At 63.6% G+C, this 13,484-nt stretch carries 16 protein-coding genes; 5 read left to right on the top strand and 11 right to left on the bottom strand.

Translation table 11 applies throughout. The features are described from left to right. The first annotated feature begins 144 nt into the window (after window positions 1–144). Together ACVIIV_RS20165 and ACVIIV_RS20160 are read left to right on the top strand one after the other, a co-directional pair. The gene (locus ACVIIV_RS20165) at window positions 145–624 is read left to right on the top strand and encodes a PaaI family thioesterase (protein WP_456745722.1); all 480 of its coding nucleotides are present in this window, start codon (window positions 145–147) and stop codon (window positions 622–624) included. A 76-nt stretch (window positions 625–700) separates the two neighbouring features. Continuing rightward, window positions 701–1,666 carry a DMT family transporter gene (locus tag ACVIIV_RS20160; protein ID WP_456745721.1) on the top strand — a complete coding sequence of 322 codons (966 nt, stop codon included), beginning with the start codon at window positions 701–703 and terminating at the stop codon, window positions 1,664–1,666. Between the two features lie 81 nt (window positions 1,667–1,747). On the opposite strand, the gene ACVIIV_RS20155 is transcribed toward ACVIIV_RS20160, so the two are convergent. Next, window positions 1,748–2,485, bottom strand: coding sequence for a tetratricopeptide repeat protein (locus tag ACVIIV_RS20155; protein WP_456745720.1), 738 nt, complete (start codon window positions 2,483–2,485; stop codon window positions 1,748–1,750). 145 nt (window positions 2,486–2,630) lie between these two features. Next, entirely contained in the window at window positions 2,631–3,236 is a 606-nt protein-coding gene (locus tag ACVIIV_RS20150) for a TetR/AcrR family transcriptional regulator (RefSeq protein ID WP_456748780.1), read from the bottom strand. Between the two features lie 136 nt (window positions 3,237–3,372). Between ACVIIV_RS20150 and ACVIIV_RS20145 the strand changes: the two genes are divergently transcribed. Then, entirely contained in the window at window positions 3,373–3,771 is a 399-nt protein-coding gene (locus ACVIIV_RS20145) for a RidA family protein (protein WP_456745719.1), read from the top strand. A gap of 129 nt (window positions 3,772–3,900) precedes the next feature. Here ACVIIV_RS20145 and ACVIIV_RS20140 read toward each other — a convergent pair whose 3' ends face one another. The 3 genes from ACVIIV_RS20140 to purQ all read right to left on the bottom strand — a co-directional run bounded on the left by ACVIIV_RS20140 (window position 3,901) and on the right by purQ (window position 7,810). Continuing rightward, window positions 3,901–5,934, bottom strand: coding sequence for an FG-GAP-like repeat-containing protein (locus ACVIIV_RS20140; protein ID WP_456745718.1), 2,034 nt, complete (start codon window positions 5,932–5,934; stop codon window positions 3,901–3,903). A gap of 206 nt (window positions 5,935–6,140) precedes the next feature. Then, the gene (locus ACVIIV_RS20135; protein WP_456745717.1) at window positions 6,141–7,112 is read right to left on the bottom strand and encodes a tripartite tricarboxylate transporter substrate binding protein BugD; all 972 of its coding nucleotides are present in this window, start codon (window positions 7,110–7,112) and stop codon (window positions 6,141–6,143) included. Beyond that, complete coding sequence (purQ, locus tag ACVIIV_RS20130) at window positions 7,109–7,810, bottom strand: phosphoribosylformylglycinamidine synthase subunit PurQ (RefSeq protein WP_456745716.1); 702 nt, start codon at window positions 7,808–7,810, stop codon at window positions 7,109–7,111. Before purQ ends, ACVIIV_RS20135 begins: the two co-directional genes overlap by 4 nt. 170 nt (window positions 7,811–7,980) lie before the next feature. Here purQ and ACVIIV_RS20125 point away from each other — a divergent pair, with 170 nt between their 5' ends. After that, window positions 7,981–8,997: a magnesium and cobalt transport protein CorA gene (locus ACVIIV_RS20125; protein ID WP_456745715.1), complete on the top strand. Its 1,017-nt coding sequence runs from the start codon at window positions 7,981–7,983 to the stop codon at window positions 8,995–8,997. Between the two features lie 15 nt (window positions 8,998–9,012). Here the strand turns inward: ACVIIV_RS20125 and ACVIIV_RS20120 are convergent, their stop codons facing one another. The 3 genes from ACVIIV_RS20120 to purC are packed head-to-tail and all read right to left on the bottom strand — an operon-like array spanning window position 9,013 to window position 10,304. Beyond that, the gene (locus ACVIIV_RS20120; RefSeq protein WP_456745714.1) at window positions 9,013–9,267 is read right to left on the bottom strand and encodes a hypothetical protein; all 255 of its coding nucleotides are present in this window, start codon (window positions 9,265–9,267) and stop codon (window positions 9,013–9,015) included. Window positions 9,268–9,279: 12 nt separating this feature from the next. Beyond that, window positions 9,280–9,522, bottom strand: a complete 243-nt coding sequence (purS, locus tag ACVIIV_RS20115; RefSeq protein WP_036012950.1) for a phosphoribosylformylglycinamidine synthase subunit PurS — start codon at window positions 9,520–9,522, stop codon at window positions 9,280–9,282. A gap of 14 nt (window positions 9,523–9,536) precedes the next feature. After that, a complete protein-coding gene (gene purC, locus ACVIIV_RS20110) occupies window positions 9,537–10,304 on the bottom strand; it encodes a phosphoribosylaminoimidazolesuccinocarboxamide synthase (RefSeq protein ID WP_008974302.1) in 768 nt (255 codons plus the stop codon). Window positions 10,305–10,625: 321 nt separating this feature from the next. On the opposite strand from purC, the gene ACVIIV_RS20105 reads away from it, so the two are divergent. Continuing rightward, window positions 10,626–10,949, top strand: a complete 324-nt coding sequence (locus ACVIIV_RS20105; RefSeq protein ID WP_028178835.1) for a DUF1476 domain-containing protein — start codon at window positions 10,626–10,628, stop codon at window positions 10,947–10,949. Window positions 10,950–11,060: 111 nt separating this feature from the next. Here ACVIIV_RS20105 and cynS read toward each other — a convergent pair whose 3' ends face one another. Genes cynS through ntrB form a run of 3 tightly spaced genes read right to left on the bottom strand, consistent with a single transcriptional unit; the run spans window position 11,061 to window position 13,333 of the window. Continuing rightward, a complete protein-coding gene (gene cynS, locus ACVIIV_RS20100) occupies window positions 11,061–11,549 on the bottom strand; it encodes a cyanase (protein ID WP_275514609.1) in 489 nt (162 codons plus the stop codon). Window positions 11,550–11,564: 15 nt separating this feature from the next. Then, entirely contained in the window at window positions 11,565–12,488 is a 924-nt protein-coding gene (locus ACVIIV_RS20095; protein ID WP_456745713.1) for an ABC transporter ATP-binding protein, read from the bottom strand. Window positions 12,489–12,493: 5 nt separating this feature from the next. After that, window positions 12,494–13,333 carry a nitrate ABC transporter permease gene (gene ntrB, locus ACVIIV_RS20090; RefSeq protein ID WP_456745712.1) on the bottom strand — a complete coding sequence of 280 codons (840 nt, stop codon included), beginning with the start codon at window positions 13,331–13,333 and terminating at the stop codon, window positions 12,494–12,496. Window positions 13,334–13,484 lie beyond the last annotated feature (151 nt).

Below are 13,484 nucleotides of genomic sequence, written 5' to 3'. Positions count from 1 at the left end.
CATCGGACGGCTTCGAAAAGCCCTTTATGGCGCATTTTCCCGCTGTCCCACGTTTTGCGCCGGGGGGCCGGCGGGAACGGGAATTGCACGGCGCGGTCGGATCGGATTTAAGGTCTAAAGACCCGCAATTGAAGGCCTATTTCCTTGCACGAATTAACCAAAGCGCCCCCGCCGCGCCGCCCCGACCTCCACGTCGCCACCGAGGGCGAATTTGTGGGCTGGCGGACCTGGATTCGCGACAGTTTTGAGTCCCATGTCGGCCCCTTCTGGCACCGGATCGAGGCGGATGGCAGCGTCCGAAGCGCCTTCCGGGTCGAGAAGAAGCACCTCAACGGCTCCGGCAACGTCCATGGCGGCTGCTACATGGCCTTTGCCGATTACTCCCTGTTTGCGATCGCCACCCATGTCCTGGACAGCCGGGCGGTGACGACCAATTTTGCCTGCGAATTCCTCGACGCGGCACGCGAGGGCGAGTTGATCGAGTGCACCGGCGAGGTCAGCCGCGCCGGCGGTTCGCTGATCTTCCTGCGCGGCAAGATGATGTCCGGCGAGCGGCTGCTGCTCACCTTTTCCGGAACGATCAAGCGGATGAAGCGGAAGGCGCTCCCGCAGCCAGACGCATAGCTCGACGCCTTCCCTTTTCGCGCGCCCTCGCTCAGACTTCCCGGCGAGCGCTTTCGGCGCCGGGGAGCAGATCAAGGTGCCGCAGAGCACATCCGAGGCGGGCCGCGCGACGGCGGCCGCATCAACGCCGTTGCCGTCCATGGCCGCCAAAGGTGCGCACAGCTGGCGCGATTATGCGCTGCTCCTTGCGCTGGCCTGCTGCTGGAGCTCGACCTATCCGCTGGCCAAGCTGGCGCTTCCTACCATTCCACCCATCACCTTCATCTCGGCGCGCTCGTTGATCGCCGCCGCCTTCCTGTTCGCCATCCTGTGGATGCGCGGCACCAGGATCCCCACCGACGCGAAAGCCTGGAAGCTGTTTGCGACCCAGCAATTGATCAACTCGACCTTCCCGTTCCTGATCATCACCTGGTCGCAGCAATATGTGCCGGCCTCGAACACGGTGGTGCTGGCCTCGACCACGCCGATCTTCGCCTTCCTAATCACCTCGCTGATCACGCGGCACGAGCCGGCGACGCTGCTCAAACTCGCCGGCGCGATTTTGGGACTCGCCGGCACCGTCGCCATTGTCGGGCTCGATGCGCTACGCGGCTTCGGCAGCGAGATCGTGGCGGAGATCGCGATCCTGCTCGCTACCATCTCCTTTGCCTGCGCAACGATCTTCGGCCTCCGCCTGTCCGAATACGACCCGATGGTGGTGGCAGCCGGCTCGCTGCTGTTCGGCGGCCTCGTACTCTTGCCGCCCACGCTGCTCATCGACCAGCCCTGGACGCTGCAGCCAACGCCGACTGCGATCGTGGCCACGATCGTCATGGGCATCGTGTCGAGCGCGTTAGGCCTGATGCTGTTCTACGTCTGCCTCGGCCGGCTCGGCACGCTGACCACCAACGCGCAAGGCTATTTGCGCATCCCGATTGGCGTCGGGCTCTCCGTGCTGCTGCTCGGCGAAAGCGTGCCGTCCAACCTGGCGCTCGGTCTGCTGCTGGTCATGGCCGGCGTTGCGGCCATGACGGTGCCGGCGGAACGGTTGAAGCTGCGCTAGCGCGCTGAAATGAGGCTTGAGACGGAGGTGCGCTCCTCCCCCGCTTGCGGGAGAGGGAGCCAAGTCCCGCTACCGCGCCACTCACGTCGACAGTTGCTTCTCCGCGATCGACAGCCATTCGGCCTGCGCCTTGCGCAGATATTTCGGTGCGCGCCGCATCTGGATCAGCAGCTCGTTGAAGACCATGCGCGCTTCGGCGCTGCGGCCGACCGTTTGCAGCAGCATGCCGTAGCGCACCCGCGCCTCGGCACCGGGGAAGTAGCCGGCGAGCGCGTGATATTCCTCGAGCGCCTCGTCGAGACGTCCGACCTCGGCGAGCGCGCGGGCATAGAGCAGGTGCGCATCGGCGGAATCGAAGTCGGGCCATTGCTTCTGCAGATCGTCGAGCGTCGCGAGCGCATCGGCCGGGCGGCTGGCGCCAAATTGCGCCTGCGCCTTGCGCAGCGCATAGGCGGGATCGTGGCCCATCGGCAGCTTCAGGATATGATCGTAATGCGCCTCCGCTTCGGCAAACCGGCCGATATTCGCGCACTCTTCTGCCAGCGCCGCGCGGTTGGCGATGGTGTCGGTGCCGGCCAGTTGGTCGGACAGCTCGCGATAGCGCTTCTCGGGATCGAGCCGATTGGCGACACGCTGGCGCGCCTGACGCGCGCCGGGGCTGGAAAACCATTCGGGAATGAGCTCGACCGCGATATAGGCGAGCGCACCCATCATCGGCACCAGCAGGATGATGAAGGCCCAGGGCCGCAGCCGCCCGGTTCGCGAGGCGTGATAGATCAGCGTGATATCGAGCAGCAGAACGACCAAAGCGACGGGCATATGATATCCGGAAAGCACAACGGCAGCGTCGGCTTCCTGATATCGCAATTGAAGCGATGAAACAACTTTGAGTTGCTTCAACCGGCAAAATCAGCGAACCTGGATCCGCGCCATGATGGTGACCAGGAGTCAGTCGCCTCAAAACCTATGCAGGTTCACGAGCCTCGCGTAGCAATCCACTCGCCAGCTCTCGAAACGCATCAACGGCCTTGTTCAGCACACTCTTGGGATCGTCGGCTGCCGCGACCCACAAGGCGGCGCTGAGCGCAGCCCCGTTCAGCAACCGCCCCGCCGCTTCGACGTCGACCGGCTTCACGATCCCTTGCTCGATCAGCGCGCGGATCGTCCGCATGGTGATATCGAGACAGGCGTTCTCGCCGGGCCATTTGGAGGGATCGCCGAGCACGGCAGGTCCATCCAGAAGCATGATACGCTGGATCTCGGGTTCGAGCGCCATTTCGATATAGGCGCTTCCCTCCGCGAGCAGACCCAGCCACGGGCTGGGCGCTTGCTCCCGGACGATGCGGAGCCGCTCCGCCATTTCGCCGTCGATCTGCTCGACGACGGCCCAGAGCAGCCCCTTCTTGTCTTCGAAGTTGTGATACAGCGCGCCCCGCGTCAGACCGACGGCGGCAGTGAGCTCGTCCATCGACGCGTCTGCATAGCCCTGCGTGGCAAATGCCGCGCGCGCGGCGCGGATGAGCTTGGCCCGATTTTCCGCCATGGCCTCGGCGCGCTTCCCCTTTGCCATGCCCGATCCTCTTGACATACGCCTCGTATGTGAAATATATCTCACATACGAAGCGTATCTGAAATTGCCGTGAAGCGCCATCCGTGAAGCGCCCCACGTTTCGCCCACCCCATCCACCGATTGAAAGGCTCCTGCCATGCCCCACCGAGAGGCAATCTTTCCCGCAAACCGCCACGCGCTTTATCAAGTGCATCGCTATTCCGCGGCGATCCGCTCCGGTGACCTGCTCTTCGTGTCGGGACAGGTCGGCAGCCGGGAGGATGGCTCACCCGAGCCGGTGTTCGAGGACCAGGTCCGGCGTGCGTTCGCCAATTTGCGTGCTGTGCTCGCAGCCGCCGGATGCACGTTGGACGATGTCGTCGACGTCACCACGTTCCACACCGATCCGGCGAGCCAGATCGAGACGGTGATGGCCGTTCGCACTGAGGAGATCGGCGGGCCGCCCTATCCGAACTGGACGGCCGTTGGCGTGAATTGGCTCGCGGGCTTCGACTTCGAGATCAAGGTCATCGCCCGCATTCCTGCGGCCGCGTAACGCTTTCTCGACGGCTTAACGCCGGCCGCGCAAGCGGCGCAATGACTTGGCGTTGTCCGCGAACGTCTTCCGACATTTCTCGACATCGAGCGCCGCGAGCTGCTGCAACGGCTCCGGCGTACCGAATTTTCAGGCCGATATGAGATAGCCGAGCTGGATCGCAAGAGCGTCGTGAATTCCCGTCTGCACGACCTCAGCTGGCTGAAAGCTGCCGTTGCCGTTTCCATAGAGCACGCCGACGGAACCGCCGTTGTCGAGCGCAGCAATATCGAGGCGACCGTCGCCATTGATGTCACCGACCGAGATCGACGTGGTCGTCTCATCACCATCCGGCAAGGAACCGTTTGACCATTTGGACGCCGGCTGGAAGGTCCCGTCCCCATTGCCCAGCACGGTGAAGACGCTGCTGTCCGTGCTGTGCGTCGCGCCGACGATGTCGAGCCTGCCATCGCCATTCAGGTCGGCCAGGACCAGATCCGTGGTTTCTTCCGACTGATAGGAAATCGAGTTTAGCGGAATGCCACTGGAGAGAGGCATCGCCGCTTGCAAGGTGCCGTCGCCGTTGCCCAGCAGCACGCTCATGGAGTGGGGTGTCTTGCCCGGCGCGAGGTTGTTGTCGTCAAATCCGCCGGTGACGACATCGAGCCTGCCGTCACCATTCACGTCACCGACGACAACCGCTTCCGTCATTTCGTGCTCGACGACGATGTTTCCCGTCGCATAGATCGTGGGCGTCTCAAAGCTGCCGTCGCCGTTCCCGAGCAGCATGCTGACGCTGTCGGTCACGTTGTTCTCCGTCGACGACCCTGCCGCGCCCACGGTCACGATGTCGAGCTTGCCATCGCCATTGAAATCGCCACTCACCAGCGCGTAGGTGTTCTGCGACCGCGAGGCGTAGACGGTCCCGGTGCTATAGGGCTTGCCGTCCTGGAAGGTGCCGTCGCCGTTTCCAAGGAGCACGCCCAGGCTGCCGTCGGAAGATTCAAGGCCGAACCCTGCGGTCGCGATGTCGGGCACACCGTCTCCGTTGAAGTCGGCGATATCGAGCGCGAACGTGTATTCGTGGTTCGGCCCCCGTGTTGTGCCAGTATGATAAGCGGATCCCGGGCCGAAGGTCCCGTCGCCGTGCCCGAGCAGTACCCCGACGCTGGCGCTCGAGTTTGTACCGAGGCCTGCCAGGGCAGTGGTCGCAATATCGGCTACGCCGTCGCCGTTGAAATCGGCGATGCCGATCGCGGTGGTGTATTCGAGCGTGGCGTTATAGTAGGTCGTACCGTTGTGATAGGGGACTGGAGCTTGAAAGCCGCCGGCGTCATCGTGCAGCACAACAGCCAGGGAGCCCGGGTCCGCCACGATGTCAGTGAACTCCGCTCCCACCACGATGTCGAGGTGCCTCGGTTCATCGGCGCCATGGATGGTCACGTCGATGACTTGATGGACGGTACCGTCCGCGGAGGTGACCGTCAGCAGATCGTGCCTGATGTCATTGGCGCTCAAGGCCTGGACGTTGGCCGAGTTGTTGTCGAGCGTGTAGCCCCAGACACCAGTGACCGGGTCGAACGCAAACGTACCGTAGGTACCAGCCAGCGAGGCAGGCGGCTGAAAAAGACTCTGGCCGTGGTCGGGATCGGTGACGCTCAGCGTGCCCCCCGCGGTCTGGACGGCGCTGTCCTCCGTGACAGTTCCGGTCGAAGCGCCGCTGATCGTGGCAGGATCGTTGACGCCGTCGATATGCACATGGACATGGGCTTGGCCGAGCCAGCCGCGCCCCGGCCGAAGCGCATACACGAAATCGTCGTCGATGACGTCGCCGGCTGCCATGGAATTGAAATCAGTCGCTCCGAGCGCAGATAGCGAATGGGTGAGATCGAGCTCGATCTGACCGTGATTGATGCGGATCAGGTTGCCGTCGTCGGTCGTTTCCCAAGGCGAGACCCCGTCACGACTCACGTCCCGAGCCAACAGCTCCCAGTCGAAACCCCACCCGTTGCCGTCGTCGATCGAATAGAGCCTTGCGGCATGCCCCCCGCGATCATTTGCCAGCACGTCCAGCGACAGGACGCCGGTCGCGAGCTGATCGGCTCGTGCCTGGTCTTCGGTCAGTGCGAACGCGTCATCAACGGCGTGGGAGAATTTCCAACGCCAGGCTGAGCCGAAGTGCATGAGGGTGCCTCTGCGATGTCCAGTGATGTCACCTCTCCAGCCGCCACGATGTGTACGTGCAGATTGCGACCATTTTTGTACATGGACGAATCCGGCCACTCCTGATTGAGCGAGCTTTCCGGTCAGCCGTCACCGATGGCGCCACGATCGCCTGCCCGCAAGAAAGGCAAGAGGGGAATGAGTGACCGTGAACCGAAGGCTTGCGACTACTTGGGGTCGTCCGCCAGCATCTTCCGGTACTTCTCGACATCGCGCGTCACGAGCTGCTGAAGCAGCTCCGGCGTGTGCTCGTTGGTATCGGGCGCGACGGTCGAGAGGTCGGCAAAACGCTTCTTCACCGCGTCGGTCTCCACAGCCGTGCGCGCGGCGGCGTTCAGCTTGGCGATCACGGCGGGCGGCGTGCCCTTGGGCGCGAACAGGCCGTTCCAGCCCTGTGCCTCGAACTCGGGCAAGCCTGCTTCAGCAGAGGTCGGCAGATCCGGCAGGGTGGCAAGCCGCACGGTCGAGCCGACCACGAGCCCCCTCACCAGCTTCTCGTTGATCGACTGCGAGACCGAGGCGGCGGCGTCGCAGACGCCGTCGATCTGGCTGCCGACGGCATCGGTCAGCGCCGGCGCGGCGCCGCGATACCCGACCAGCGTCGCGTCGATCCCGGCCGCGGTGACGAAGCTCTTGCAGATCAGGTAATTCGAGGAGCCGACGCCGGCGTGCCCGAGATTGATCTTGCCCGGATTGGCTTTGGCATAGGCGATGAACTCTTTCAGGTCCTTCGCCGGAAACTCCTTGCGCACAGCAATGATGCCGAAAGTCTTCGCAATCATCGCGATCGGCACGAAGGAGTCGGGCGTAAACGGCAGTTTTGGGTAGATCGTGTAGGTCGCGGCGTTGGTGCCGGCATTGCCGATCGCGATGGTGTAACCGTCGGGCTCGGCGCGGGAGGCACGCGCCAGCGCGGTCGAGCCGCCGGCGCCGGCGACGTTCTCGATCACGATGGTCTGGCCGAGCGCAATCCCCATCTGCTCGGCGACCGCGCGCGCGATCACATCCGAGGTGCCGCCGGCCGCGAACGGCACGATCATCGTGATTGGACGCTTTGGGAAGTCCTGCGCGAACGCGGCCGTCGCGAACGCAACGACAACGACAGCGACCGACAGCCGCCTCAGCACGAACGAGATCACGCGGCCTTTTCCAGATGCTGGGCGAGGCCGGCGAACAGGCCGCGGCCGTCGGTGCAGCCCATGATGTCTTCGACGTGGTTTTCCGGATGCGGCATCATGCCGAGCACGTTGCCTTTATCGTTGACGATGCCGGCGATCGAATGCGCCGCGCCGTTGATGTTATTGAAATCGTCGACTTCGCCAGCAGCGGAGCAATAGCGATAGAGCACCCGCCCCTCGCCTTCGAGCCGCTTGATCGTCTCCTCATCCGCCTCGTAATTGCCCTCGCCATGCGCGACCGGCACGCGGATCACCTGTCCCGCATTGTAGCCGCGGGTGAACGGCGTGTCGGACCGCTCGACACGCAGATGCACGTCGCGGCAGATGAACTTCAGCCGCGCGTTGCGCATCAGGACGCCCGGCAAGAGGCCGGATTCGCAGAGGATCTGGAAACCGTTGCAGACGCCGAGCACGAGGCCGCCCTTGGCCGCGTAATCGCGCACCGCATCCATCACCGGCGCGCGCGCGGCGATTGCGCCGCAGCGCAGGTAATCGCCATAGGAGAAGCCGCCCGGCACCACCACGAGATCGGTGCCAGCGGGCAGCGACGTCTCGGCGTGCCAAACCATCGCCGGCTCGCTGCCGGAGATCAGCCTCAATGCGCGCGCCATGTCGCGCTCACGGTTGATTCCGGGAAAGACGAGGATGGCGGCTTTCATGGCAGAGGTTCCGACGGAGCTGGGAATCGAGGCAGGCTGGCAACGGGCCAATTCGTGAAGAGACATAACCATTTGACGGGGATTTTACCAGTGCTAGCGTTGCGGAGTGCCCTTGTACACAGGCCATAGCCACTCGCATTTGGCCGCTCGAATTGCCCGGGATTGAAGCCATGAACGTCCCGTCGCTGCCCGCATCCCATTCCGAACCGGTGTCCGCCGAGGGCGTCGTCGCCGCCGGCGCCTATGTCGACGGCCGCAGAGTCGCCAACATCGCCATCAGCGAGGCCTCGAGCTGGCGGGCCAAGCCCGGCCACGTGGTCTGGATCGGCCTGCACGAGCCCGACATGGCGCTGCTCGGCGCGGTGCAGAAACAGTTCGACCTGCACGAGCTCGCGATCGAGGACGCCAACCACGCCCATCAGCGGCCCAAGATCGAGCAATATGGCGAGGCCCTGTTCATCGTCGCGCGCACGGCGCAATTGATCGAGGGCCGCATCGCCTTCGGCGAGACCCACATCTTCGTCGGCGACAGCTATCTGGTCTCGGTGCGCCACGGCGCCTCGACCTCCTACACGCCGGTGCGCGAGCGCTGCGAGAGCTGCCCGCGGGCGCTCGCGCGCGGCGAGGACTACATCCTCTACGCCATCCTCGATTTCATCGTCGACAATTACTCACCCGTGCTCGAGAGCATCCACGAGGAGGTCGAGGGTATCGAGGACGACGTGCTCTCCAAGCAGATCAGCAAGGCGCAGATCGAGCGGCTCTACATGCTGCGCCGCGACCTGCTGCGGCTCAGGACTGCGATCGGCCCGCTGGTGGAGGTCTGCCGCCGGCTCGAGCATGACGACCTGTCGATGGTGCGGCAGGCCATGCAGCCGTTGTTCCGCGACGTCACCGACCATGTCAGGAACATCCAGGAGCGCATCGACTCCATGCGCGAGGTGCTGGCCTTCGCCTTCGAGGCGAGCCTGCTGGTCGGCCAGGCCCAGGAGACAGCGGTATCGAAGAAGCTCGCGTCCTGGCTCGCCATCATCGCGGTCCCGACCGCGCTCGCCGGCATCTACGGCATGAACTTCAAGTACATGCCGGAGCTGGAATGGGAGTACGGCTATTACATGCTGCTCGGCGTGATGCTGACTGCCTGCGGCTCGCTGTACTGGCGTTTTCGTCGCGCCGGGTGGCTGTGACGCTCTGAACCGATGCTATCGGACAGTTGCCTCGTTCAGCTCAAGCCTGCGCTCGATACGGTCAAGCCGACCCTCATGCCTCACCAAAGTGGCATGAACCGCCGCGATCTCCTGAAAGACACTCGTAACATCCTGGCGAGCGGCATTTTGGGACGTTCGCAACGCCAGAATTTCCTGCTTCATCTCATCGATCTTCCCATCGACCTGCGCCAGTCGCGCCTGCATTGACTTCAACGCCTCGAACATGAGCTCGGGCGTCACGTCGGGCATTTGGCCTGTTCCTTATGCTTTCATCTCGATCGCATAATTCTCAATCACGGTATTCGCCAGCAGCTTGTCTGCGGCTTCCTTCAGCGCCGCCTCGGCCTTGGCCTTGTCGGCGCCGGCGAGCTCGATGTCGAACACCTTGCCCTGGCGGACGCTGGCGACGCCATCGACACCGAGCGACTTCAGCGCGCCTTCGATGGCCTTGCCTTGCGGATCGAGGATGCCCGTCTTCAGGGTAACGGTGACACGTGCCTTCACGTCGATAATCCCTCTCAGCTCTTCACCAGCACCGGGCCGGAGCCCGCCGGACGCTCGTTCTCCATGAGGATGCCGAGGCGCTTTGCGACTTCGGTGTAGGCCTCGAGCAGGCCGCCGAGATCCCTGCGGAAGCGGTCCTTGTCGAGCTTCTCGTTCGACTTGATGTCCCACAGACGGCAGCTATCCGGCGAGATCTCGTCGGCGACGATGATGCGCATCATCTCGTTCTCGAACAGGCGCCCGCACTCCATCTTGAAGTCGACGAGGCGGATGCCGATGCCGAGGAAGAGACCGGTCAGGAAGTCGTTGACGCGAATGGCGAGCGCCATGATGTCGTCGATCTCCTGCGGCGTGGCCCAGCCGAAGGCGGTGATGTGCTCTTCCGACACCATGGGGTCGTTGAGCTGGTCGTTCTTGTAATAGAATTCGATGATCGAACGGGGCAGCTGCGTGCCCTCCTCGATGCCGAGACGCTGCGACAGCGAGCCGGCGGCGACGTTCCGCACCACCACCTCGAGCGGCACGATCTCGACCTCGCGAATCAACTGCTCGCGCATGTTGAGGCGGCGGATGAAATGGGTCGGCACCCCGATATCGTTGAGGTGCTGAAACAGGTACTCCGAGATCCGGTTGTTGAGGACACCCTTGCCCTCGATCACCTGATGCTTTTTTGCATTGAACGCGGTGGCGTCATCCTTGAAGTGCTGGATCAGGGTACCGGGCTCCGGACCTTCGTAGAGAACCTTTGCCTTGCCTTCATAAATGCGACGCCGACGGCTCATGGGGATGTACCGTGTTTTGTTGAAATCCATGAAATTGGTGTGCTCCGGTTGACTAGGATTACGACCCACAGCGGAGCTGCCGTGAACGGCTGGGAACCCATTCATAACCTTTGGAAACAGAACGGGAACCAAACCTCTAGGCAACCTATCCGATTGGCTGTCCGAGCACAATCGATCCGGCCGTCCGGCGCCAACTTATACCGTCTTGCCTGCGGCTTAACGGCCCGTTGTTTTGCCGATTCGTGCTATCTATGTAGGCATGCAGCCGGGTCGCCGCAACGGAAGGCTCCCGCGCCATTCAGCAGGAGATTTGGAACAGGCATGAGCGAGTTCGACAAGCGCCAGGAAGGCTTCGAAAAGAAGTACGCTCTCGACGAGGAGCAGAAATTCAAGGCGGAGGCCCGCCGCAACCGGCTGCTCGGCCTGTGGGCAGCCGAAAAGCTCGGCATTACCGGTGATGCCGCTACGGCCTATGCCAAGGAGGTGGTCGCCTCGGATTTCGAGGAGGCCGGCGATGCCGACGTCCTGCGCAAGATCACGGCCGATTTCGCCGCCAAGAACGTCGCCGTCACCGAGCAGGCGATTCGCGCCAAGATGAGCGAGCTGCTCGCGGTCGCGGCCGCCGAGGTGAAGGCGGGGAAATAGCGCCGCGCGCGTCCACTCACTGTCATTCCGGGGCGGTCCGCAGGACCGAACCCGGAATCTCGAGATTCCGGATCGCCGCTGACGCGGCGTCCGGAATGACGAAAACCTTAATTACCCCTCCTTGAAGCCGTATTCCGGCACGTTGCCGCTGGCGCCGTAATATTTGTACGGCAGGAACTTGCCGCTCATGGTGATCTTGACGCGGTCGCCCTTGGGGTTGGCGACCCGCTCGATCCCCATGTCGAAGTCGATCGCCGACATGATGCCGTCGCCGAACTCTTCCTCGATCAACGCCTTCCAGGCCGGGCCGTTCACCATCACCATCTCGTAGAAGCGGTAGATCAGGGGATCGGTCGGCGGCATCGGCGTGCCGGTGCCGCGCATCGGCACCTCGTTGAGCATGGCGACTTCCGCCTTCGACAGGCCGAACAACTCGCCGGCATTGGCCGCCTGCGGCTTTGTCAATTTCATCTGGCCCATGATCGCGCCGACGATCAAAACCTCGGAGTAGCCGCCGATTTTTTCGCAGATATGTTTCCAGCTCCAGCCCTTCTCGCGCTTGATGTCGAGCAGTTTTTCGGTGAGGTCTTCGCGCTTCATGTTGGCGTCTCCTTGTTAGGCACTCAATCCGGGATTTGTCCCCGGCATCCAGGTCTGTCGTGGCTCTTCGCCGTTTGATGCGATCGAGAGCCCGGGCTTGCCGATGTGCACCAACGGCACGTTGCGGGGATCGTGACCGGGTGTCTCGGCGGCAAAGGTCTTGCTGCGCGTCACCAGGAAATCGATGATGTGGTTGCGCAGGGCGTAGTAGAGCGGATGGCGGTGCAGGTCGGTGCGGCCGCGATCCCGCGGCAGCGGGTTCTCGACCACCTCCGCCAGCACCGCGCCGGGACCGTTGGTCATCAGGAAAATCTTGTCGGCGAGGTAGATCGCCTCGTCGACGTCATGGGTGATCATGAACGCGGTCTGCCCGGTCTCGAGGCAGATGCGCCGCACCTCGTCCTGCAGCGTGCCGCGCGTCAGCGCGTCCAGCGCCGAGAACGGCTCGTCCATCAACATCATCTTCGGCGTGATCGAGAGCGCCCGCGCGATGCCGACGCGCTGCTTCATGCCGCCCGACAGCTCTGACGGACGCTTGTGCTCCGAACCGGTCAATCCGACGAGATCAATGAAGGTCTGCGCATGCGCCCTCACCTTGGCGCGGTCCCAGCTCCGCCATTTCGAGCTGACGGCATAGGCGACGTTGCCGAGCACCGTGCGCCAGGGCAAGAGCGCGTGGCTCTGGAAGATCACGGCGCGGTCGAGGCTGGTGCCCGAGATCGCCTGCCCGTCGACGATGACGGCGCCTTCGCTCGGCGCATCGAGACCCGCGAGGATGTTGAGCACCGTGGTCTTGCCGCAGCCGGAATGGCCGATCACGCAACAAAACTCGCCGCGCGCCATCGATAGCCACAGATTCTCGAACACGGTTGTCGTGGCGCCGCCCGCGCCGGGATAGCGCTTGGCGATGCCTTCGATGGAGATGAACTTGGCGGTCATCGCTCCTACTCCGGAAAGGTGACCATGCGCGTGAAGCGCGCCAGGATCTGGTCGAGCAGCATGCCGACGATCCCGATCAACAGGATCGCGATGATGACGTTGGTGATCGACAAATTATTCCACTCGTTCCAGACGAAGTAGCCGATGCCGGTGCCGCCGACGAGCATTTCAGCCGCGACGATCACGAGCCAGGCGATGCCGATCGAGATGCGCATGCCGGTCAAAATCGTCGGCGCCGCTGCCGGCAGGATCACGGTGAAGGCGCGCCTGACCGTGCCGACCTCCAGCGTTCGCGCCACGTTGACCCACTCCTTGCGCACGCTGGCAACGCCGAACACCGTGTTGAGCAGCATCGGCCAGATCGAGCAGATGAAGATGACGAAGATCGCCGAGACCGAGGAATCCTTGATGGTGTAGAGCGCCAGCGGCATCCAGGCCAGCGGCGAGATCGGCTTCAGGACCTGGATGAAGGGATCGAGCGCCTTGCTCAACAACGGCGACATGCCGATCAGGAAGCCGAGCGGGATCGCGACGATCACCGCCAGCAGATAGCCGGTGCCGACGCGCGCGATGGAATAACCGAGCTGGATGCCCAGCCCCTTGTCGTTCGGCCCGTTGTCGTAGAACGGGCGCTTCAGATGCTCCCAGAGCTTGGCGCCGACGTCGAGCGGGCCGGGCATTGCGGATTTGCCCTGCGTCGCGGTCAGTCCCATCAGCTTGGCGTATTCCGGGTTCATGGTCGCCACCGGCGCCGTCGAGCGCGTGGCGAGATGCCAGATGCCGAGGAAGGCGACGAGCAGCGCGATCGAGACGAGGCCGGCGCGGAGACGGAGGGAGGTGCTCATCGGTCATATCCCCGGGTATCGTGTCCCGGGCGCGGCGCAGCGCGCCCGGCGATGCGAAGCATCGTCCGGTGCGATGCGACGCAGAACCGGGACCCATGCGGCCTGACTGGGTCCCGGCTCTGCGAAGCAGCACTGCGTGCTGCATCGCGTC

The sequence above is a fragment of the Bradyrhizobium sp. USDA 4354 genome, from assembly GCF_054060315.1.
The sequence above is the reverse complement of the archived record's forward strand: the minus strand, read 5'-3'. Positions and strand labels throughout refer to the sequence as shown.

What these genes read in the sequence shown, in the direction of transcription:
- ACVIIV_RS20155 (WP_456745720.1), bottom strand. Translation starts at nt 2,485, where the DNA reads ATGCCCGTCGCTTTGGTCGTTCTGCTGCTCGATATCACGCTGATCTAT.
- ACVIIV_RS20150 (WP_456748780.1), bottom strand. Translation starts at nt 3,236, where the DNA reads ATGGCAAAGGGGAAGCGCGCCGAGGCCATGGCGGAAAATCGGGCCAAG.
- ACVIIV_RS20145 (WP_456745719.1), top strand. Translation starts at nt 3,373, where the DNA reads ATGCCCCACCGAGAGGCAATCTTTCCCGCAAACCGCCACGCGCTTTAT.
- ACVIIV_RS20140 (WP_456745718.1), bottom strand. Translation starts at nt 5,934, where the DNA reads ATGCACTTCGGCTCAGCCTGGCGTTGGAAATTCTCCCACGCCGTTGAT.
- purQ (WP_456745716.1), bottom strand. Translation starts at nt 7,810, where the DNA reads ATGAAAGCCGCCATCCTCGTCTTTCCCGGAATCAACCGTGAGCGCGAC.
- ACVIIV_RS20125 (WP_456745715.1), top strand. Translation starts at nt 7,981, where the DNA reads ATGAACGTCCCGTCGCTGCCCGCATCCCATTCCGAACCGGTGTCCGCC.
- ACVIIV_RS20120 (WP_456745714.1), bottom strand. Translation starts at nt 9,267, where the DNA reads ATGCCCGACGTGACGCCCGAGCTCATGTTCGAGGCGTTGAAGTCAATG.
- purC (WP_008974302.1), bottom strand. Translation starts at nt 10,304, where the DNA reads ATGAGCCGTCGGCGTCGCATTTATGAAGGCAAGGCAAAGGTTCTCTAC.
- ACVIIV_RS20105 (WP_028178835.1), top strand. Translation starts at nt 10,626, where the DNA reads ATGAGCGAGTTCGACAAGCGCCAGGAAGGCTTCGAAAAGAAGTACGCT.
- cynS (WP_275514609.1), bottom strand. Translation starts at nt 11,549, where the DNA reads ATGAAGCGCGAAGACCTCACCGAAAAACTGCTCGACATCAAGCGCGAG.
- ACVIIV_RS20095 (WP_456745713.1), bottom strand. Translation starts at nt 12,488, where the DNA reads ATGACCGCCAAGTTCATCTCCATCGAAGGCATCGCCAAGCGCTATCCC.
- ntrB (WP_456745712.1), bottom strand. Translation starts at nt 13,333, where the DNA reads ATGAGCACCTCCCTCCGTCTCCGCGCCGGCCTCGTCTCGATCGCGCTG.